This is a genomic window from Bradyrhizobium sp. BRP19 (assembly GCF_020194195.1).
GTDB lineage: Bacteria > Pseudomonadota > Alphaproteobacteria > Rhizobiales > Xanthobacteraceae > Bradyrhizobium > Bradyrhizobium yuanmingense.
The window spans coordinates 774,021-794,540 of sequence record NZ_JADYVZ010000003.1 but is presented as its reverse complement, the minus strand read 5'-3'; the positions used below and the strand labels follow the sequence as shown (position 1 = coordinate 794,540).

General features: G+C 62.8%; 23 protein-coding genes. 14 read left to right on the top strand and 9 right to left on the bottom strand.

Going from position 1 to position 20,520, the window contains the following annotated elements:
• Positions 1 to 5: 5 nt before the first annotated feature.
• Complete coding sequence (locus tag I6F36_RS14035) at positions 6 to 545, bottom strand: alpha/beta hydrolase (protein ID WP_225126565.1); 540 nt, start codon at positions 543 to 545, stop codon at positions 6 to 8.
• Positions 546 to 666: 121 nt separating this feature from the next.
• Between I6F36_RS14035 and I6F36_RS14030 the strand changes: the two genes are divergently transcribed.
• The gene (locus I6F36_RS14030) at positions 667 to 1,143 is read left to right on the top strand and encodes an Lrp/AsnC family transcriptional regulator (RefSeq protein ID WP_036021132.1); all 477 of its coding nucleotides are present in this window, start codon (positions 667 to 669) and stop codon (positions 1,141 to 1,143) included.
• A 102-nt stretch (positions 1,144 to 1,245) separates the two neighbouring features.
• Entirely contained in the window at positions 1,246 to 2,130 is an 885-nt protein-coding gene (locus I6F36_RS14025; protein WP_225126564.1) for a protein-L-isoaspartate O-methyltransferase, read from the top strand.
• Between the two features lie 66 nt (positions 2,131 to 2,196).
• Here the strand turns inward: I6F36_RS14025 and wrbA are convergent, their stop codons facing one another.
• Positions 2,197 to 2,796, bottom strand: coding sequence for an NAD(P)H:quinone oxidoreductase (gene wrbA, locus I6F36_RS14020; protein WP_057028278.1), 600 nt, complete (start codon positions 2,794 to 2,796; stop codon positions 2,197 to 2,199).
• 45 nt (positions 2,797 to 2,841) lie between these two features.
• On the bottom strand, positions 2,842 to 3,540 hold the full coding sequence (locus tag I6F36_RS14015; RefSeq protein WP_225126563.1) for a pirin family protein: 699 nt from the start codon (positions 3,538 to 3,540) through the stop codon (positions 2,842 to 2,844).
• A 115-nt stretch (positions 3,541 to 3,655) separates the two neighbouring features.
• On the opposite strand from I6F36_RS14015, the gene I6F36_RS14010 reads away from it, so the two are divergent.
• Positions 3,656 to 4,591, top strand: a complete 936-nt coding sequence (locus tag I6F36_RS14010; protein ID WP_035997402.1) for a LysR family transcriptional regulator — start codon at positions 3,656 to 3,658, stop codon at positions 4,589 to 4,591.
• Between the two features lie 114 nt (positions 4,592 to 4,705).
• On the opposite strand, the gene I6F36_RS14005 is transcribed toward I6F36_RS14010, so the two are convergent.
• Positions 4,706 to 4,963 (bottom strand): hypothetical protein, encoded by a 258-nt coding sequence (locus tag I6F36_RS14005; protein ID WP_036021169.1) that lies wholly within the window; start codon positions 4,961 to 4,963, stop codon positions 4,706 to 4,708.
• A gap of 255 nt (positions 4,964 to 5,218) precedes the next feature.
• On the opposite strand from I6F36_RS14005, the gene I6F36_RS14000 reads away from it, so the two are divergent.
• Entirely contained in the window at positions 5,219 to 6,064 is an 846-nt protein-coding gene (locus I6F36_RS14000; RefSeq protein ID WP_146207665.1) for a hypothetical protein, read from the top strand.
• Between the two features lie 134 nt (positions 6,065 to 6,198).
• A complete protein-coding gene (locus tag I6F36_RS13995) occupies positions 6,199 to 7,188 on the top strand; it encodes a tripartite tricarboxylate transporter substrate binding protein (RefSeq protein ID WP_225126560.1) in 990 nt (329 codons plus the stop codon).
• Positions 7,189 to 7,194: 6 nt separating this feature from the next.
• On the opposite strand, the gene I6F36_RS13990 is transcribed toward I6F36_RS13995, so the two are convergent.
• On the bottom strand, positions 7,195 to 9,801 hold the full coding sequence (locus I6F36_RS13990) for an autotransporter domain-containing protein (RefSeq protein WP_225171600.1): 2,607 nt from the start codon (positions 9,799 to 9,801) through the stop codon (positions 7,195 to 7,197).
• Between the two features lie 252 nt (positions 9,802 to 10,053).
• Here I6F36_RS13990 and I6F36_RS13985 point away from each other — a divergent pair, with 252 nt between their 5' ends.
• Complete coding sequence (locus I6F36_RS13985; RefSeq protein WP_035997417.1) at positions 10,054 to 10,392, top strand: hypothetical protein; 339 nt, start codon at positions 10,054 to 10,056, stop codon at positions 10,390 to 10,392.
• A gap of 6 nt (positions 10,393 to 10,398) precedes the next feature.
• On the opposite strand, the gene I6F36_RS13980 is transcribed toward I6F36_RS13985, so the two are convergent.
• Positions 10,399 to 10,866 (bottom strand): YbaK/EbsC family protein, encoded by a 468-nt coding sequence (locus I6F36_RS13980; RefSeq protein ID WP_035997420.1) that lies wholly within the window; start codon positions 10,864 to 10,866, stop codon positions 10,399 to 10,401.
• A 41-nt stretch (positions 10,867 to 10,907) separates the two neighbouring features.
• On the bottom strand, positions 10,908 to 11,639 hold the full coding sequence (locus I6F36_RS13975) for a haloacid dehalogenase type II (protein WP_225171599.1): 732 nt from the start codon (positions 11,637 to 11,639) through the stop codon (positions 10,908 to 10,910).
• Between the two features lie 800 nt (positions 11,640 to 12,439).
• On the opposite strand from I6F36_RS13975, the gene I6F36_RS13970 reads away from it, so the two are divergent.
• The 7 genes from I6F36_RS13970 to I6F36_RS13940 all read left to right on the top strand — a co-directional run bounded on the left by I6F36_RS13970 (position 12,440) and on the right by I6F36_RS13940 (position 18,217).
• On the top strand, positions 12,440 to 12,673 hold the full coding sequence (locus I6F36_RS13970) for a hypothetical protein (RefSeq protein ID WP_035997430.1): 234 nt from the start codon (positions 12,440 to 12,442) through the stop codon (positions 12,671 to 12,673).
• 19 nt (positions 12,674 to 12,692) lie between these two features.
• On the top strand, positions 12,693 to 13,358 hold the full coding sequence (locus I6F36_RS13965) for a CPBP family intramembrane glutamic endopeptidase (protein WP_036021153.1): 666 nt from the start codon (positions 12,693 to 12,695) through the stop codon (positions 13,356 to 13,358).
• A 279-nt stretch (positions 13,359 to 13,637) separates the two neighbouring features.
• Positions 13,638 to 13,976 carry a hypothetical protein gene (locus I6F36_RS13960; protein WP_225171598.1) on the top strand — a complete coding sequence of 113 codons (339 nt, stop codon included), beginning with the start codon at positions 13,638 to 13,640 and terminating at the stop codon, positions 13,974 to 13,976.
• A gap of 73 nt (positions 13,977 to 14,049) precedes the next feature.
• A complete protein-coding gene (locus tag I6F36_RS13955; RefSeq protein ID WP_225149806.1) occupies positions 14,050 to 14,217 on the top strand; it encodes a hypothetical protein in 168 nt (55 codons plus the stop codon).
• 452 nt (positions 14,218 to 14,669) lie between these two features.
• Positions 14,670 to 15,848, top strand: a complete 1,179-nt coding sequence (locus I6F36_RS13950; RefSeq protein ID WP_225171597.1) for a cell surface protein — start codon at positions 14,670 to 14,672, stop codon at positions 15,846 to 15,848.
• On the top strand, positions 15,841 to 16,821 hold the full coding sequence (locus I6F36_RS13945) for a DUF6384 family protein (protein WP_225136530.1): 981 nt from the start codon (positions 15,841 to 15,843) through the stop codon (positions 16,819 to 16,821). Before I6F36_RS13950 ends, I6F36_RS13945 begins: the two co-directional genes overlap by 8 nt.
• A gap of 4 nt (positions 16,822 to 16,825) precedes the next feature.
• On the top strand, positions 16,826 to 18,217 hold the full coding sequence (locus tag I6F36_RS13940; protein WP_225171596.1) for a hypothetical protein: 1,392 nt from the start codon (positions 16,826 to 16,828) through the stop codon (positions 18,215 to 18,217).
• A gap of 302 nt (positions 18,218 to 18,519) precedes the next feature.
• On the opposite strand, the gene I6F36_RS13935 is transcribed toward I6F36_RS13940, so the two are convergent.
• On the bottom strand, positions 18,520 to 18,837 hold the full coding sequence (locus tag I6F36_RS13935) for a DUF1648 domain-containing protein (protein WP_225171595.1): 318 nt from the start codon (positions 18,835 to 18,837) through the stop codon (positions 18,520 to 18,522).
• A 203-nt stretch (positions 18,838 to 19,040) separates the two neighbouring features.
• Entirely contained in the window at positions 19,041 to 19,412 is a 372-nt protein-coding gene (locus I6F36_RS13930; RefSeq protein WP_225171637.1) for a helix-turn-helix domain-containing protein, read from the bottom strand.
• Positions 19,413 to 19,572: 160 nt separating this feature from the next.
• Between I6F36_RS13930 and I6F36_RS13925 the strand changes: the two genes are divergently transcribed.
• Positions 19,573 to 20,307 carry an SDR family NAD(P)-dependent oxidoreductase gene (locus I6F36_RS13925; protein WP_225171594.1) on the top strand — a complete coding sequence of 245 codons (735 nt, stop codon included), beginning with the start codon at positions 19,573 to 19,575 and terminating at the stop codon, positions 20,305 to 20,307.
• Positions 20,308 to 20,520: the final 213 nt, after the last annotated feature.

Below are 20,520 nucleotides of genomic sequence, written 5' to 3'. Positions count from 1 at the left end.
CGCCATCACCTCGGAAGGCCCGCCCGGAAAGCATCCAGCAACGCGCGTCCTTGCGGCCAGTCGCCGAGCCCGCTCGCGGCATTGATGTGGCCGAGCGCGCCCGGCACGATCAGGCCGGACTGCCAGTCCTGCGCCCGCCGCCGTGTCACCTCGAGCGCTCCATATGGATCATTCGTGCTCGAGATGATCAGCGCGGGAAAGCGCAACGCGCCGCCGGGGACCGGCTTGAACGCTGCGGCCTCCGCGGGAAAATGGCCGCCATCGGGATCGGGCACGGCGACCAGAAAGGCGCCCGCAATCGCGGAAGGGAAGCGCGCGGCCCAGTGCGCCACCAAAAGGCAGGCGAGGCTGTGTGCGACCAGGAGGGGCGGCCTGGCGCAGCGCGCGACCACGTGCTCCAGGGCTTGCTCCCAGTCGTCGAGCTCCGGCTGGTCCCAGCTCGCCGGCTGGAATCGCGTGAAGCGCGCGTCAGCGCGCTCCCATAGCGTCTGCCAGTGGGTATCTCCGGAGCCGCCGAGCCCGGGCAATGTGATGATGTCGTGCATGAACGTCCCGTGATATCTGAGTTGACCGCAGTGTGACCGATCGCGGTCCTGCATCACATGGCAAGTCATCGGCGAAATCGACCATCTGCCGATGATCTCAAGGTGGAACGGAGAATTGAGTTTGGATCGCTTCGGGAGCATCGATGCCAAGGATTTGAAGATCCTCGAGGCGCTGCAGGCCAATGCGCGCGTACCGTTGTCCGAGCTCGGCCGTTCCGTCGGGCTGTCCCAGCCGGCCGTGTCCGAACGCGTCAAGCGGCTCGAGGAAGCCGGCATCATCGAGGGCTATGGCGCCCGCATCAACCCGCGCGCTCTCGGGCTCGGCCTGATGGCGCTGGTGCGCCTGCGCACCTCGCACGAGCACATTAAGACCTGCCTCAAGCGGTTCAGCGAAATCCCTCACATCATCGAAGTCCATCGCGTCACGGGCGATGACTGTTTCGTGCTCAAGGTGCTCGTTCCGGCGCCGGAGGATCTCGAGACCATCGTGGATCGCATCGCCGGTTTTGGTGCTGTGACGACCTCGCTGGTGCTACGGAGCGAACCCGTGCGGCCGATCGGCAAGGACCTCGTCAGGAAGAAAATGGAACGGAGTTGAGGCGTGGCTACGTCACGGCGCCGTCACAAAGGCCGCGATTGCGCAAGCCTTCCGATGATCGTCCTCGTTGTGTTATCGTCGCTTCCATTCCGCGGAGGCGACATGGAAGACCGTTCGGCAAAATATCGTGCATTCTATGCGCAGTTGATTTGCGGTGCTGCGAAGGCTGCAGACCCTCGCCTCGAACAGGCCTTTCGGACCATCAGGCGCGAGCCGTTCGCCGGGCCCGGGCCGTGGTCGATCTGTCTCGGCGGTCATCCCTATGTGGTCACGCCTGACGATGATCCCGCCTTCCTCTATCAGAACGCGCTGTTGGCGCTGGACCCGGCGCGCGGTCTCAATATCGGAATGCCCGGTGCGCACGCCTACTGGCTCAATGGCTGCGCCGTGAAGGAAGGCGAGACCGTGGTCCAGATCGGCGCCGGCAGCGGCTATTACACCGCAATTCTCGCGCATCTCGTCGGTCCCGACGGTCGCGTTCACGCCTATGAGATCGATGAACGTCTGGTGGGACTTGCGCGCGACAATCTGAAGGACGTCGCCCATGTGGACGTGCGCGGACGCTCGGGCATCGCGGCGGATCTGCCGGAGGCCGACGTGATCTATGTCTGCGCGGGCGCGGCGCAGCCGGCGGCGGAATGGCTCGATGCGCTGCGGCCCGGCGGGCGGCTGGTGTTTCCGCTCGCGCCCGAAGGCATGTACGGCGGCATGTTGATGATCACGCGGCCGGATGACGGTGCGATCTGGCCGGCGAAATTCCTCAGCCGCGCCCAATTCATCGGCTGCGCGGGATTGCAGGATGCCGAGGCCGGCGGGCGATTGGGCGAGGCGTTCACGAAAGGTTGGGAAGGGGTGCAGTCGTTGCGGAGAGAGGGCGTCCCCGACGAGACATGCTGGTTTGCCGGCGAGGGCTGGTGGCTTTCGACGGCGCCCGCACCTCTACCGACGGAGCCGGTTCGGCCTCACGCCGACATCACGCAGATTTAGCGGTGACCGTATCCCAATTCCGGATTGGGGCGGCATTCCCCGACTGAGAATGCCGCCCGGGTTGCATCAGCCATGCAGCTTTTTGGCGGTCTCCGCGATCTGGCGGCCCTGATAACGCGCGCCGGCAAGCTCGTTGGCGCTGGGCTGGCGGCTGCCGTCGCCGCCGGTGATCGTGGTGGCGCCATAGGGCGCACCGCCCGTGACCTCGTCGAGCTTCATCTGGCCGGCAAAGCCGTAGTTCATGCCGACCACGACCATGCCGAAATGCAGCAGGTTGGTGATGATCGAGAACAGCGTGGTCTCCTGGCCGCCGTGCTGGGTCGCGGTGGCCGTGAAGGCACCGCCGACCTTGCCGTGCAGCGCGCCCTTGGCCCAGAGCCCGCCGGCCTGGTCGAGGAAGTTCGCCATCTGCGAGGCCATGCGGCCGAAACGGGTGCCGGTGCCGACGATGATCGCGTCGTAATTGGCGAGGTCCTCGATCTTGGCGACCGGCGCGGCCTGGTCGAGCTTGTAGTAAGAGGCTTTCGCGACCTCGGCCGGCACCAGCTCGGGCACGCGCTTGATGTCAACGGTCGCGCCGGCCTCGCGCGCGCCTTCGGCGACGGCATTGGCCATCGCCTCGATATGGCCATAGGCGGAATAATAGAGGACGAGAACTTTGGTCATGGTGGTCTCCGTTGGGATTGGGTGAGGTGATTGGTTGCTTGTTCGTCACGCCGCGTCGACGAGCACGAGCTCGGAATCTTCGAGCGCCGTGATCTTCAGCTTGGCCTCGTCGCGGATCGCGGCGCCGTCGCGGGCATTGACGCGGACGCCGTTGACCTCGACAACGCCTGCCGCCGGCACCAGGTAGAGATGCCGCGACGTCTGCGGCTCATACTCCGCGCTCTCGCCCGCCTTCAGCGTGGTGGCGAGCACCCGGGCATCGGCGCGGATCGGCAGTGCGTCCGTGTCGCCCGCAAAGCCGCTCGCGATGGTGACGAGCCTGCCGGAGCGGTCTGCCTTCGGAAACGGCTTCGAGCCCCAGGTCGGCTGTCCGCCGCGCATCGCCGGCTCGATCCAGATCTGGAAGATCCGCGTCCTGGTCGGCTCGAGATTGTACTCGGAGTGGCGGATGCCGCTGCCGGCGCTCATCACCTGCACGTCGCCCGCTTCGGTGCGGCCCTCGTTGCCGAGGCTGTCCTGATGGGTGATCGCGCCCTCGCGCACATAGGTGATGATCTCCATGTTGGCGTGGGGATGGGCGGGAAAGCCGGTGTTCGGCGCGATCTCGTCGTCATTCCACACCCGCAAGGCGCCGTGGCCCATGTTGTTCGGGTCGTAATGGCCAGCGAACGAGAAATGATGCTTGGCCTTGAGCCAGCCGTGATCGGCGCCGCCGAGCTTTTCGAAAGGTCTGAGTTCGATCATCTGTGCAATTCCTTGATGTCGGATTGACCTGTTGGATAAGCCTTCGCCTGTGGTATAGAAATAGAAACTGTCGAAACGCATTGTTTCCTTAAATGCCCCATCAGGACCGGCTGCCATGGCAAAACTTCCAGATTTCGAAGCGCTCGCGATCTTCGCCAAAGTCGTGGAGCTGCGATCATTTGCGGGGGCTGCGAGCGAGCTTGGGATGTCCAAGGCCACGGTGTCCAAGGCGGTCACGCGATTGGAGGAGCGGCTCGGCGCGCGGCTGTTCAACCGCACCTCGCGCCGGCTCGCGCTGACCGATGCCGGCCACAAGCTGGCCGAACGCGCGACGCGCCTCTTGGCCGACGGCGAGGCCGCTGAGAACGAGGCCTTGGCGCAGTCGGTGGCGCCGCGCGGCCTGGTGCGGCTCGCCGTCCCCATGACGTTCGGCATCAAGGCGGTGGCGCCGCTGCTGCCCGAGTTCTTCCAGGCCTATCCGGAAGTCTCCGTCGATCTGCATTTGAGCGATGCGACCGTCGACCTGATCGGCGAAGGTTTCGACATGGCGGTGCGGATCGCGCGGCTGCCGGACTCTTCGCTGATCGCGCGGCGGCTCTTCACCATGCCGCGCTACACGGTCGCCGCGCCGTCCTATCTCAAGAAGCACGGCCGGCCGACGCACCCGATGCATCTCGCCGCGCACAAATGCTTCAGCTACGCCTATCTCTCCACGCCCAACGCCTGGCACTACACCAATTCGGCCGGCGAGCAGGCCAGCGTGCGCCCGGGCGGCCAGCTTCGCGTCAACAACGGCGAAGCCGTGATGCCGGCGTTGATCGCGGGGCTCGGCATCGCCGAGCTGCCGGAATTCATCGTCGGCGAGGCGATCTCGTCGGGCGAGGTCGAAGTCATCCTGAAGGACTGGAAGCAGGCCGAAGGCGCCGTGCACCTCGTTACCCCGCCCGGCGGCCCCCGCCCCGCGCGCGTCGAAGCGCTCGCCGATTTCCTGGCAGCGAAGCTGCCGGGCACATGCAAGCGGCGGCCGCGCGGGAAAAGCAAAGCGTCGTAGGAGCGCGCGCGGCTTCAACGCTCTCCGTCATTGCGAGCGCAGCGAAGCAATCCAGCATGTCTCCTCGGAGAGATTCTGGATTGCTTCGTCGCAAGAGCTCCTCGCAATGACGAACTACGACACCTTCACGCCATGGATCGCGACGACGCGCAGGCTTGGCTTCAGCGTCCCCTCCAATTGCGCCTTCAATTCGTGAACGCGTGGGTCGCTCGACCGCGCCGCACACACACCATATTGATGGACGGATCGCGCCAGCGCGCGCCGCGCTTCCGGCGTTCCCGTCAATTCGGGCGTCGAAAGCCGCAACACGATCGCTGCGAGATTCACCAGCATCTCGTCCAGCGCAACGTCGATAGTCGCCAGATTCCGCATCATCCACTCTCCCTGGGAAGGCAACAGCGGGCCCGGACATGCGTTCCTGAAGGAGCCCGATATGGCTAACGGTTCGTAAACGTCTTGTTCTTGCCGCCTGGCGCGTTAGCCTGGCAGCGAAACAAGAAAATCAGGCGAGGGCAAATCATGGATCGACGCGGTCTCTTGCGTGCGGCTGCGGCATTGCCGCTGACGGAGTTTTTGCCCAGGCAGTTTGCCAAGTTGAAGAAACGCTAGGGCCCTCGCGTTGCGGTCATGAACTTTGTTGTCTATACCCGCGCCGCGTTCTGTTTCCTGCTTCCCGTTTCTCAACAACCCGACGACCGCTACATGATGCTTCGTCTTATTTGCCTCTTCCTCTTCGCACTGTGCCTGGCCGGCCCCGCGCAGGCGCAAACCAACCAGCCGGCGACGGTTGCCAAGCCGGCAAAGAACGCGCCTCCCAAGCCGGCACCTGCTTCGCAGTCCACGCCGCAAGCTGCAGGACCGTGCGTCGGCGTGATATCGCTGCTGGGCGATCGCTTCATCGTGAAGAAGATCGGCGTGACCGTGTTCGGCAACGAGAACAAGGAGGTTCCGGTCGACGGTTTCGGGCTCGATGACCTCGTTGTCGAACGTGTGAGGGCCGCGGTCGGCTCTGGTTTTGTCGTCCGCAGGATCGCTGCCGATAGATCCGCATTCAGTTCCTACGATCCCGGGCTTGGCATGTTCGTTCGCAGCGACAAGGCCGGCGCCATCGTCCGCCAAGTTGCCGGTCAGGCCGGATGCAAACGCTATGTCGTCGTGATCAAGGGAATACGCCAGGGTGGATTCTTCGGCATCGGTGTCATGAAGGTCAGCCCGCTGTACGACATCGCCGACATCTACGCGGTCATACGGATCTACGTTCATGACGGGCAAAGCTTCGATATTCTGAAGAGCGGCGAAGGCTCGATCAGCGGAAGCAACTTTATGACCGGGCCGCCGACGCTGCGTATCGATTGGGCGCAGTGGCCAGAACCGCCGGAAGCCGCCAACAATCCAGTGATGCGCGCGTCGACGCGGCAACTGCTCGGCAACGTCCTCGACAAGAGCCTGCCCACCCTGTTGCAGTCGCAGTAGTTGGGGAGATGCGGCCAACCGGCCGCCCCCTCCAGGCCCCGCCGGGGAGGGTGCAAGCGCACGGCTATCGCAACACAATCCATTCCGGTTAGGCTGCCTCCCAATCACGAAAACAATCGGGGAGGTACCCACCAATGAACCGCCGCGAACTTCTGAAGGCCGCTGCCGTGCTGCCCCTAGCACAGGCCGCTTGCTCTCGATCAAGCTTTGCCCAAGCTCTTTACCCCTCGCGCAACATCACCATGATCGTTCCGTTCCCGGCCGGCGGACAGGCCGATCTCGCTGCGCGACCGGTCGCGACGGCATTGGAGCGGATCCTCGGCAAGCCTGTGATCGTCGACAACCGGGCGGGAGGCGGCGGCGGATCGGTCGGCAATGCCGCGGCCGCGCGTGCCGAGCCCGACGGTTACACGCTGCTGATGACGCTGTCCTCGCTCGCGGTGCTCCCCGAGGCCGACCGGCTGTTCGACCGACCCGTCGCCTACGAGGTCTCGCAGTTCATGCCGATCGCGCGCGTGCTCGCCGATCCCACGCTGCTCGCGGTGCCGGCCTCGGCGCCCTGGAGAACCGCGCAGGATTTCGTCGAGGATGCGAAGAAGCGGCCGGGCCAGATCGCCTATGGCTCGTCCGGGCCGTACGGCACGCTGCATGTGGCCATGGAGATGTTCGCGAGCAGCGCCGGCATCAAGCTGCTGCACGTGCCGTTCCGCGGCGCAGGTCCTGCGCTGACTGCGATCCTCGGCGGCACCGTGCAGGCGATCGCCGCCGCACCCGGCACGCTGAAACCGCAGGTCGACGATGGCAAGCTGCGCGTGCTCGGCAATTGCGGCGCGCAGCGCATCGCGAGCTTCCCTGATGTGCCGACCTTCCAGGAGCTCGGCTACAAGGATGTCGAGTTTTACATCTGGGCCGGGCTGTTCGCGCAGAGCGCTCTCCCTGCGCCGATCGCGATCCGCCTGCGCGAGGCGATGACGCAAGTGATGACGAGCCCTGATGTGCTCAAGGCATTCGAGACCTCGGGCAGCCTCGTCGCCTATCAGGACGCGCCGGCCTTCTCTGAGTTCGTCGCGACCGACAGCAAGCGGCTGATCGCGGCGGTGAAGAAGATCGGCAAGGTGGAGTAGGGCCGTTCAGAATTCGCTGCGGACCAGGCCGCGCAGCGTGTGACGGTCGTATCCCGGCGCGAACGCGCCCTCGTACGAGGCCTTGAACGATGTCGCGGTCGTCAGGTCCCACCGGATTTCGGCGCCGGCAAGCGCCACCGTGCGCGCGCGCTCGACGCCGGTGATCGCGAACGGAATGCCGGGTGCGCCCTCCAGCGCCGCCGTCGTGGTTGCCGCGCTGCCGGTAAACTCATGACGAACGGCAATGGTCGCGCCGAACTGTGCCGCGTGGCCATTCGGCATCATCATGCGCTGGCTGCCGCGCAGGCCGGCCGTGCCATAGCCGAGGTCGAAACTGCCGCCTCGCACCAGCTGATTGACCCCCGGCGCACCTGCCTCTGAAAAACTGCCCTGGCGTGTCGCGTACCAATCAGCCTTGGCAAAGGGCTCGGCGACAAGACCCCATCCGGTCTGGAACGGCCGCGAGATGCCCAGCGAAGCGGCAAAGGTGTTTGCACGCGAGGCGGCAGTTGCCGTCTCGCCGAGGAACGCGATCGTGCGCGAGGAGTCGAGCGCCGCAAAGGAATAGCTGATCGCCGATGCGAGATTGAAGCCGCCGGCTTCGCCGCGCGCGTAGACGCCGGCATGCCCGGCATTGGCCTCGATACGGTCGGCGCGGCCGGTCATTCGCAGTTGGCCGGTCGATGCGCCGACCGCGAGGCCTGCCGTAAAGCCCGGCATGTGCCAGAGGTCGGCACCGAGCGCGGCGCCGGCGATGGTCGTGTTGGTTCCGAAGGCAATGTCGCTCGCGGCCACCTTGTCCCAATTACCATAGCCGCCAAACCAGACGCTCTGCATCGGCGCCGCGCGGCGGCGGTTCAACGCCTTGCCGATCGGGTCCCTGGGCTCCGGCGCGTAGGCGGACGCGGTCATCCGAACGGTCTCGCCGCGCGACTGCGTCCCGGCATTCCACATGAAGCTCTGGAACATGTCGGCCTGATCCGCAACGAAGCGGCGTCCATCGGCGTGGATTTGACCGGCCAGGTCGTCGAGGCCGGCCTTGATGCCTGGCGTATTGAGCGCGGCGAGTGTGTTGATCGCAGTGGCCAGCGGTCCCGATGCGCCGCCGAGCTGTACCTGGTCGAGTGCGCCGGCCACCGCGGCCTGGTTCGGCGTCAGCCCCGACAACGTTCCGAAGCCGCCGATCTGCTGCAGCAGGAAGTAGACGTTGTTGGCGTCATAGCTGAGCTGCCCTGTGACTAGCGGGCTGCTAGAGCTCGTGAGCGCGGCGAACGTGCCGCTGACGCCGCCCGCCGCCGTGAGGATGGTGTATTGCGTGTTGGCGATAAAGCCTGCGCCGAGCGGCACGATCTGCACCGTACCGCCGTTGAGCGTGGCGGTCCCGGTCGCTGCGATCCTGTGGGACTGGCCGCCGGGGTTGATCTCGACCTGGAAGGTCGAGCCGGCATTGAAGGCGACGTTGCCGTTGACGTTGAGCGTCCCGATCGAATTGCCGGGCGCGACCATGCCGCCATTGTTGACGACGAGTCCGCCGACGGTGCCGGTGCCGCCGAGATAGCCGCCATTGATCGTGACGACCGAGGGCAATGTGCCGTTCACGACCAGGCCGCCCGCGTCCACTGTCGTCGCGCCGTTGAAGGCGGTGGTGCCGGTCAGCGTCCAGACGGAGTTGCCGTTCTTCTTCAGTTGCTCGAACTCGTCATATTGCAGGCCGGGGCCGAGATTGCCGAGGTCGAACATGGCGCTGCCAATGCTGCCGAAGTTCAGCGTATCGGTACCGCTCCCGCCGCGAACATTCCCGGTGATCGTCGCGCCCGGCGCGAGGCCGAGCTGATCATCGCCGCCATTCAGCTCGATCGCTCCGCTGCCGCCGCCCGAGATGGTGCCGGCGTTGAAGATGGTGTCGCTGCCGGAAGAGCCCTGGATGGCGAGGAAGAAGCCGCCGGAGATCGTGCCGCCATTGACGAGCGAATTGCCGCCGGCGATGAATTGCACGCCGGTATGGCCGCCGCCGATCGATCCGCTGTCATAGACGAGGACGACATTGCCGCTCGACGTCCCGCTGATCCGCAGTCCCGTCGTGTTTCCTCCGGTGCCGACGGCCGTCCCGCGAATGTTGAGGAGGTTGTCGTTCGAATTGTCGATGACGATGGCTGCTTCGGCGTTGCCCGTACCCTCCGCGATCGCACCGGCGGCGACCGTCACATTGTTGTGGGTCGATCCGTTGGAGAGCAGAACCGCTCCGCTGGAGGTCGAGACTGTCGCCTGATTGTTGACGGTGACATGCGAGGCGATGGTGGCGTCGAAAACGATCGCAGGTATGCCGGCGCCGGGCAGCAGCGATGTCGTGGTGCCGTCGCCGACATTGACGGTGACGTTGGTGCCGCCGGTGGCGTTGATGTGATCGGTGTTGCCGAGGCCGGTGCAGGTTGCGACATCGCCCGAATTGAGTGCGCCGATCGTGCCGGTGCCGGCCACGGTGCAGGCGGCGCGCGCCGGGCTGGACGTCAGGACCAGGAAGGCCAGCACGAGGGGCGCCAGCGCGAGCAGCTTGCGGCGAAAGATTGCGGCCGTGGCGACGTTTTGCGCACAGACCGGTCTTGCAGTCGGCATCGACATTCCCCTCATTGCAGCCCATTGCTAGCGGGAGCGCCGTGATGATTCTTGGCGTCAGGCGAAATGCCTTATGGCGAAAGGCGCAAGAGGCCGGTTTGCTTCTGCCCTGTTGCTGGGGCGCCACGGACCAAGGCGTCAGCGGGAGCTGCCATGGTTCCAGTCGCGCTTTTCACATTTTGTTGTTGGTCCAGAACAAGCTCGCGTCTCATTGATTGAAGAGAATTCGAGAGACTTGGGAAGGATCTGGACATGCGAACAGAGCGGATCGCGCTAGGTGTGGCGCTTGCGGTCGGCGGCATCATGGCGCACAGCGCTGCATCCGCGCAGGAATACCGCGGCACGATGGAACAGCAGATGGCCTGCACACCTGATGTGTGGCGCCTGTGCAGCGATCAGATTCCCGACGTGAACCGCATCGTGGCCTGCTTGCAGCAGAATACGCCACAGCTTTCGAGCGGCTGCCGTGCGGTGTTCCAGTCCAGCAACCAGATGCCGCCGCAGCAACAGGTTCCGCGCGGCCGGGCCGCACCGCCACCACGCTACATTGCTCCGCCGCCTCCACAGCGGCCTTACGACGAGGACGAATAGCGCCGCTCAGGGCCTGTGCTCGCAGACGTCGACCCATTCAGCCGCGGTCAGCTCGGCCATCCGCTCCGGTGTGATGCGCACCGCGCTATGGGTCGAGCCGGCAGCCGGCACCACGACGTCGAATGCCTTCAGCGAGATGTCGCAATAGATCGGCAGCGGCGACTTCAGGCCGAACGGGCAGACGCCGCCGACCTCGTGTCCGGTGATGTCGGCGACTTCCTCCAGACCCAGCATCTTCGGCTTGCCGCCGAACTGCGCCTTCACCTTCTTGTTGTCCATGCGCGAGGTGCCGGCCGCGACGATCAGGATCACGCGCTCGCCGATCCGCAACGACAGCGTCTTGGCGATCATTCCGGGTTCGACGCCATAGGCTTCGGCCGCCAGCGCCACGGTCGCGGAGCTGATCGGGGATTCGATGACGGAAATGTCGGGGGCTTTCTCGGCGAAGAAGGCGCGAACGGATTCCAGGCTCATTTCGGGCAGCTCATTCCAATCTTACAGGCGGGCGACGACCCCTAAGCGATTCCCGGCAGCTCGGAGAGGGCGCGGACGCGATGATCCGGCGCAAAGCCGAGCTCGTCCATCTGGGTGCGGATCGCCTTGAACATGGTGAGCGGTGCCACGAGTTCGTTCTCGACGCAAGCCAGCGCCATCGCTTCGGGCGTCACCCGCTCGATCCAGGCAACCTTCAGTCCGAACGATTTTGCCCCGGCGGCGTCCCAGGGATTGGAGGAGACGAACAGAACCTCATCAGGCGCGGTGCCGAGCACCTCGCCGATCAGCTCATAGGCCTGTGGGCTCGGCTTGAAGATCTTTTTCGCGTCGACGCTGATGGTGGCATCGAGCAGGCGGTCGAGCCCGGAATTGCGTACCAGCGCATTGAGCATGTCCGGGCTGCCGTTGGAGAGGATGGCGAGCTTGCGCGGTCTCAGGGCCGCGAGCGTTTCGGCCGCATCCGGATAGAGATCGAGATGCAGATATTTCTCGATGACGCGCTCGAATGCCTCGCTCTCATAGGCGAGCCCGAGCACGCGCAGCGTATAGACGAGGGAGTCGCGCGTGACCGCGTCAAAATCCTGGTAGCGCCGCATCAGCGAGCGCAGCCAGGTGTATTCGAGCTGCTTGATGCGCCAGACCTGCGTGATGATCGCGCCATAGCCCGGAAACGCATCCTCGGTGACGTCCGCGACCGACTGGATGTCATAGAGCGTGCCATAGGCGTCGAAGACGACGGCTTTGATGGGCATCGGCTGTCCTTCCGGGGTTGTGGTCACAAGAACTCCGATTGGGGCGTGCGTATAATTCGTCAGCTTACCAGAGCAAAGCGGACGTCTGCCACTGCAGGTGTGATCGGCAGCTTGTGACCCAAGACAGACATTGCCGGGTAGTCGCTATAATTTGAACTCTATTCTTCATGCAGACGTGCTTAGCTATTGTAGTTGCAGGGCAAATAAGGCGCTTCGTCCCATGCCGAAATGGCTTGTTGTACTTTTCGCTCTCCTCGCGGCTACGGCCTACGTCCCTCAGGTCCGCCACAGTGTGATCAACTGGCTTAAGACGCACCGTGCGCTCATTGGACCAGCTCTGACCGTCGCCGGAATACTGGCAGTCTTGTATCTGTTCATCGATCCTACCACGGTCCTGTTCTTGGCCGTTGTCGCTGTCGTCTCCGCTCTCGCTGCATTCTTTGACCCAAGAACCTATTCGAGCCGATGAGACCCTCGTATGAACGACAGCTCGCGGCCCTTGAAGCTTCGTACAGGGAGTTGCTTCTGTCGGCACTACAGGGGTGCGCTAAGGGACAGTGGGGACTCTTCGGCTCGTACGAACGAGTTGGTTTGCGCGACCCCGCACGGGAGGAGCTCCTTGAATTAGGCTCCAAAATCGAGCGCCTGCGCCACAAGTGCGGCATTGAACCCTTCCAGCTCCACGAGCGGTTCCTGCAGATGGGCTCTCGCCTTTCAAACACTCCGGGTGAGCCGAAATTGGCTCAGCGGTGGTTGGACGAACTGACGTAAGCAATCACGCGGTTATGGCCCTTACACAAATGCGCACAGTTTTCCTGCTCTGGCATAGCTATCCGCGCGAAGATGCTCTGGATGAGAATGATACCGAAGATAAACTCGTCGGGGTCTATAGCAGCGCGGCCGAAGCAGATGCAGCAAGACTGCGCAAGCTGCGCTTTGAGGGCTTTCGCGACTATCCCGATAATTTCCAAGTCAGCGAGATGGAAATCGACAAGGACGCGTGGAGCGAAGGATTCGTCTCCGTGAAAACGTAAAGCGAATATCTCATCGAGCATGGAAGAGCACTCTTTCGTCGTGCCTAAAGAGCGTGAGAGCAATCGCTCCGATACGCGCCCGTTGATTTGGTGGTTCGTCCTCGCCCTTATAGCGCTAGTTGCGTCGCAAGTTATGCGGCTGCATCAACATCAAGCGGCAAGTTGGCTTCTCTGGGACTATGTGGGTCGGATCACTGCTCTCACCATTTTGGCGGCAGTGCCTTCTGCTCGGATCGCTGCATTTCGAACAGGTGGACGTCAAATTTCACTTTTTGAGATTGTCCTTTGGATCGTCGGAATTTGCTTGCTAGATCGCTTTGTCCAGTTGCCGCAATCTTTCCTCAATGCGGCATTCCCTACAACCGTTCTCGGCGCATATCCGCACCCGACCGGATGGCTAAAAGCGTTCGATCTTTTTTTTGGCTTAGCCTTGGTAGCTATCAGCGAAGAAGTCATATTTCGCCGATACATCCGGCTAGCATTCCGGCCTTATCTGGGTGACGGCATCTTTGCCGTTCTCACGACGTCAGTTTTGTTCGGCGCAATTCATTGGTGGGCCGGCCTTGGTAATGTCCTTTCTACGGCTACTGTTGGCCTTTTCCTCATGTTAATGCTGCGGCGGTCGGGTGTGCTATGGCCGGTGGCACTCGCGCATTACCTGCTAGATTTGATCAATTTCGCCTAACGCGCCTTGCAGGTTCGGAAGTCATACGACTGCTCCTGGCCCGAAGGGGCCGACGCGATACCTCCGTCGGATGTCAGCTGCTCGGGGTGTAGCGGACCCGATATGCTCGACCTGAGTTCTTCCGGGCGTGACCCTAAGCAGACAAGTGCCGCATCGAACACGCAATGCGTAAGCGATGGTGACCCACAAATCGTTCTCCGAATTGACCCAGCGCAACTTCGATAAATACAGCCAGTGGTGAAATTTTATAGGGAGCAACGCCTGCGGTGGAGTGGTGCGATGAATCAGCACGACCAAAAGGTGAAACTGCTGGAAGAAAAAATAGCGCAACAGATCGAATTAGTCGCTGAACTGATCTGCCAAGGACAACCCGCACTAGCAGCCATGCGGGTGCTGGATGCTCTCACCGGGGAACTTGTCGCGCTGGATAGTCCCCGTCATATGGTCTGCAGCGCACTCGCGCCGGAAGGTGCTCCGCAACGGTCTTTTTTCGACAGACGAAACGCCTCTTCTGGGACATCGAGTGACCAGGCCGGAGCAGAGGTTGATCCTCGCCACGCTGCGCACGCTATGCGACTCGGGGATCAGGCCGAAGAGTGCCGGGCTCAACCGATCTAAATGCCCTCCGGTCGGCTCAGCTTCTGACCAGACACCGACGTGCTTTACGTATTCACCCGGAGATGACGACGGGATGGGCAACGCCGCACACGCAAAGCGCCTTCGAGAGCGAGCCAACGAGTTTCGTCGGGTGGCCGAAACCATTGCGGAAGAACACACCAAGCAAAGTTTTCTTGAATTGGCGCGCTCATACGACGAGTTGGCAAAAGCCGAGGAGGCCCTGGTGCACGGTTCAAAATAGCGCACCAGCCCGGTCGTTGCTGGGATCAGGAAGGTCAAGCGTCCCCGGATGGCTATTTGGAGCTGGCCGAGGCTTACGAAGCGCTTGCGAACAACGAAGAGGCCGTTGGCACAATGAGGTAAGCCCGCCATCTCAGGCGGCCTCTTCCATATTTCAGCTCTCCTTCGACTTCCCCTGCTGGCCCTCAGTGGAACAACGAGGCGTCGATCGTCAAGTCGGCTGTCAGCATTAAACCGCACCCGAACTTGATTTCCGCTTCGAGAGCCCCCGTGCGAGCGGAGCGGACGCATCGTCGCGATGACAGCGCCACAGCCTCCAGACGGGCAATAGGAACCAAGACGACCGGTACGCAATTGGGATGCAATTCTCCATGGAGGCGCTTCCCGATGCTGTAAGCGTCGATTCCTGGAGCGCGTTCATGAACCTATCAAAGAACTCCAAGGGAGGCGCCAATGTCTGACGTCGTAGCAACGTCGCCCATGCAGTATCTTGACAGAGCGACCCGAGCTTTGCAGGCAATAGGTATTGCCCCGCCCCAGGCCATGGAGGCTCCAATTGCCGGGTTGCTGGAGAAAATCACCGCTCTCGATGAAGATCGAATCGTCATCATCGCTCGCACTCTCGGTCAGACCAGCGTCTTCAACGAGGTCGTCCGCGAGCAAGTTCAGGCGATGGAGATCGGCGAACGTTACCGCCAGATCACCGAATCCTTCAACTCCATTCGCGACGACACCAAGAAAATGGTTGACCAGCTGGAAGACCAGAAGATTGATCTTTTCGAACGCATCAACAACGTTTGGATGAAGCTGTCTCGCGGTGATGTTGCCGATCGCTTTGATGAGATCAGGCAAGTTTATCTTGACGTCACACGCTCAACGAAGGACCAGATCCAGCGTGAGCAGGTCATCCTGGACGCCTACCGTGACTTCCGCGGCGCGCTCAAGCATGCTGAGGTGATGGCGCTGGAGGTGCTTAAGATAGCGGAGGAAAGCCTCGCCGCCGCCCAGGCGCAGTTGCACAAGGCGTCTAGTGCCGTGGCCAATTTCACGGGACAGGAGGTATCTGAACGCGCACGGCTCGAACTCGCCCGTGACGAGCAACTCCGGCGCACCCAGGACGAGGAGAAACGCTATCAGATCGCCAAGGACCTCTCGGACAACCTAACGATTGGCTACAACACGTCTGAGGTCGTCATGGCTCGGCTCATGCAGATGACAAACGCCAAGGAGCGCGTCTACGCGCAAGCCGTGACCTTTTTCTCGACCAACGATTCCGTCTTCACGGCTCTGAAAGCCTCATTCACGGGCATGTTCGGCCTAAATGAGTCGACACAGACCCTGAATGAAATGAAAGAGGGTGTGTCGCGGAGCCTGGAAGTGCTGGCCGAAATTGGCGATCAGGTCGGAGAAGCCGCCGTCAGGGCGGGGTATGGCCCGACAATCCGCGCGGATGCGGTCAAGAAGCTCGTGGATTCCGTGATCACGTTTCAGGAGCGCTCCCAGGAGATCATCGGGGAAATGCGACAACTTGCGACACGGAACTCGGCCGAAATCCGTGACGCGGTCGAGGAAGGCAAGCGCCGCATCGCGCGTCTCGTAGCGGAAGGACAGGCACTGCCGTCCAATGGCTGATCAAGCTGCATCGATTGGGCAGGAGCCCTTGAAGGCTCCGTCGAGCCTCAATGACGTGATGCTCGCGATGGACGTCGTCGACACGCTGCGCCACCAGGAGAATCTCGTCAGTCGAGAGCTGGGCGAAGAGCAGCGGGACGCCCAGCTCCTGAAGCGATTGCGCGAGATCTATCATGGGCAGGGCATCGAAGTGCCTGACAGTATACTGGTCGAGGGGGTGCAGGCTCTCAAGGAGCAGCGCTTCGTCTATAACCCGCCTCCTGCCAGCTTCGCCCGCACGATCGCGCTCGCCTGGGTCAATCGTGGTCGCATCGGTCGGCGTGTAATGTCTTTGCTGGCGCTGCTGGCGTTCGGCTGGGGCGCTTACCACTTCGGCGTAGTCGAGCCGGCAAATCGACGGGCAGCGCAGGAACAGGCCCAAGCGGAGCGTACCAGGGTCGACCTGGCCGAGAGGCTGCCTGCAGCCCTGGAGCAGAAGCACGAGGATCTCCTGCGGGAAGCGAAGGTGCCAGCAGCGCGGGAGAAAGCCGACGCCCTCCTTGCGGATGGAACAGCCGCCATTGCCCGCGGCGACGCCGATGGCGCACGGAAGGCCGTCGACGATCTCGACACCCTACGCGCGGAGCTGCGCCGGGAATACGTCCTACGTATCGTCTCGCGACCAGGCGATGCGACAGGCGTGTGGCGCGTACCGCAGCGCAATCCGGCCAGCCGCAACTATTATTTGATCGTTGAACCGGTCACGCCTGACGGGCGCGTTCTAAAGCTACCGGTGACGAGCGAAGAGGACGGCCGCACCGTCGAGGTCTCAAAGTGGGGCGTGCGTGTGAGCGAGGCAACGGCCATGCAGGTGCAGCGAGACAAGAACGACGACGGAATCGTGCAGCAGAATAATCTCGGCGAGAAGCGGCGCGGCCAACTAGACGTGGAATACAAGTTGCCGGTTCTCGGCGGGGCAATCACGCAATGGTAAGGCCATGATATCCGGAAGGCAGGCGCTTGCCGAGATCGAACAGTTCATCCAGAAGGCTCGCCAGCAGGAGGCGCAAGTCGAGCGGGCCTATGCGCAGGCGACTGAGGAGGTGGGTCGCCTCCGCCTCCAGCTCACGGAAGCGTTCCGCGAACTCGCACGTCTAAAGCTCGACGCAATCAGGCAGAACCAAGTCGTCGGCGAGCTGGATGTAGCGGAGCGTCAGGCCATCAGCCTGCTCGAGAGCCGTCAGCAAGCCTTGCAGCGATTGACCGAGCGACGGCACGAAGCCGAGCAACAGGTGCGGCAAGCGGAGGCCGAGCGGCAGGCTGCCTTGGATGATCTGCAGCGGGCCTTGGCCAACGCGGAAACGATTCGTAAGAGCGTCGAAGCCAAGATCAGCCTCAACCCCGAATGGATTTCTGTGCGGGCGCGAGTTGACGAGATCACCGGACAAGCCCAGCAAGCCGAGAAGAAGGCCATACAGGCGGAAGCCGACCGGGAGGAAAAGCGCCGTCCTTACGAAGCCGACCGGCTGTTCATGTACCTGTGGAGCCGGAAGTTCGGAACCGCCGCCTACCGGGCAAACCCGTTCACCCGCTACATGGATCGCCTGGTGGCCAGCGTAGTCCGGTATGACAAGGCGCGGGTCAACTACTCTCTTCTTAACGAAATCCCCGAGCGCCTACGCGACCACTCCAGGAGGATTATCGAGAAGCTGCAAGAGGAACGATCCAACCTGAAGGCCTTGGAGCGCAAGGCGCTCGTGGACGCTGGCTCCGAGGCTGCTGAAGCTGTAGTCGCCAAGGCGCGGGATGCGGTAACACACCGCGAGCGCCAGCTTGAACAGGCGCGCGCGGCCCTGGCTGCTCAAGACCGCACCTATGACGCATCGATCCTCGAGGGGGACGCTCCCTACCGTGATGCGGTCGAGCTGCTGGCAGTCGCCGACCAGCGCGAAGATCTGCACGAACTCTACGAGGAGGCCACTCGCACGCCGACGCCCAAGGACGAGGAGATTGTCAGGCGGATTCAGTCTACGGACGCAGCAATGAACCTGGCGCTACGACAGGCAGTAGAGACCCATAAGAGGCTCAAGGAGCTTGCTCAGCGCCGTGCGACGGTCGAACACGAATGGGCGCAACTCCGGCATCAAGGCTACGACACGCCTTACGGCACTTTCGGCAACGAGGCATCACTCGGAAACGTCCTTGGAGGTATTTTGACCGGCGCTGTTGGAGGTGCGATACTGGGGCAGGTTCTACGTGATGGCTTCCACCATGGGCCCAGCCCATGGGACTCGGGCTTTGGCGGAGGGCTGCCGATCCCGCCGCCGGATGGTTTCGGGACCGGAGGATCCTTTGGGGGCGGAGACTTCAGGACGGGTGGATCATTCTGATTCCACCATGCAGGCTAGTATCCCGTATCGCTGGCATGGAGCCGCTGCGAATCGGTGTGAGCGTTGCAGTAGGCCGCCGCCGAGACGCCAGTCGACTGCAGAATGCGCATCTTGTCTCTCTAAGCGGAGCTCGACCGGGCATGGCCGGCGAGAAACCAGTCCGCATGGACCCTTTCCCGGGCACTTCAATGCTGGCGAGCGAAGCGCGCTTAAAGACCTCTAGGAGGATGGCTGACAGACTCCCCGGATTGCCCAATATTTGATGTCCGCTTCTGGCCCGTTGCAGACTTGCAAAACCTTGTTCAGCGCACCGCTCTCGCCTTCATCAACACGAAGAGGTGGGTGCCGGCGGCAATTGCCGAAAAAATGACTATGCCGAGTTCAACACCGTGCACACGTTGCGGCGCATATGTCGAAGCCAGCCAGATGAAAAGCCGTACTGCGACCATGAAAGCGAGCATTCCCCACATTGCCAACCATTTGGGGGCGTACCATGTTGGCTCGCCGTTGCGTCCCCACTGCATCGCTACGCGCTCGCGCTCGATACGCGGCCCAAAGTAAAGGTTGAATGCGACCACTAGCGCAAGAGCCAGGCCAAACGCATAGTCTGCGGATAACATTCCTGAACTTCCTCTAACGTCGAAGACGCAGCAGCAATCTAGGCTTGTCTTTGCGGACGTGCTCGCTTTTTCTACACCTATGGTTGCCGGCGAGTTGAGCAATCACCCCAGGTCCGGTTGTGGCCCAAGTCGGACGCAAGTCGAGTTGCGGCAACGCGCTGCTATCAGGGGCGGAGCAGACTTCGGACGACGAGTAGCGCGAGCTAGGCAGTCGACTGACGTCCTGGCCGTGTCCAGGTCGCTCGCTCCGCAAACACCCGGCTGACTTCTGCCATGTGCTCGGTGCCCCACGTGCAGAGCGGCACCAGCGCTTCGGCGAGGCTCTGGCCCAGCAGCGTGAGGCTGTAGTCCACCCGCGGCGGCACCTCCTTGTAGTCGGTCCGCTTCACCAGGCCATCGGCCTCCAGCTCCTTCAGCTGCTGGATCAGCACTTTGTCGCTGACGTCGCGGATGGCGCGCCGGAGCTCGCCGTAACGGGTTGGTCCGTCCTGGGCGACGAAGTACAGGATCAGCGGCTTCCACTTGCCCGAGACGACCCGCAGGGTCGCGTCGAGGCCGCAGGTGAAGCCGGGCAGGTTCGGCGTGCAACGTTGGACGTCTGCTTGGGCTTGCGCCGGCGGGGAGATGAGGTCTGAACGATCTGACGACATTTTTTGGGTACTTACCAAAAGGTGCATACTTGTGGTTAGGTGGGTAGGCCGCCAGCTCAGTGCAACCTCAATGAAGGAGCACATCATGAGCAGACTACAAGGCAAGACGGCGGTGGTGACGGGCGGTGGAACGGGCATCGGCCTCGGAGCCGCCAAACGGTTCGTCGATGAGGGCGCATTCGTCTACATCTTCGGGCGACGGCAGGAGCCGCTCGACGCCGCGCTCGCGCAGCTGGGGTCCTCGGCGCGCGCCGTCAGGGGATCGGTCACCGACTTGTCCGACCTCGACCGGCTGTACGCGGCGGTGAAGGCCGAACGCGGCAATGTCGACGTCCTGTTCGCCAATGCCGGGACCGGCGCGTTTGCGCCGCTCGGCCAGATCACGGTCGAGCACTACGATCAGATATTCGACGTCAACGTGAAGGGGCTGGTGTTCACCGTGCAGAAAGCCCTGCCGTTGATGCGGAGGGGATCGTCGATCATCCTGACCGGCTCGAGCACGGGCGTGATGGGGACGCCGCAGTTCAGCATCTACAGCGCGACCAAGGCCGCGATCCGCAATCTGGCGCGCAGCTGGGCGCTGGACCTGCGCGGCACCGGCATCCGCGTCAACGTTCTGTCGCCGGGGCCGACCAAGACGGAGCTGGCGCTGGAGGTCGTGGGCGAGGAAGCCTTCGATGCACTCGGCAGCGCCACGCCCATCGGGCGCGTCGGCGACCCCAGCGAGACCGGCGCGGTGGCCGCATTCCTGGCGTCCTCGGACAGCAGCTACATGACCGGCGGCGAGGTCTTTGTCGATGGAGGCTTGGCTCAAGTCTGAAGCCTTCGTCTGAGTGCGAGGGCTTTGGTCAATGGGATCGAAGCCCTCATGCGCTGCGATGAGGATACGATTAGAGCGAAATGGCTTTAGGTTGAATTGATCGGTGGGGCTCGTTCACCTCTCCCGCTTGCGGAGAGGCATAGGCGGCCTCTGGCCGCCGTTCTCTAAGACGCCGATGCTTCGCATCGGCTATGGCGCCGGGTGAGGGCTTTG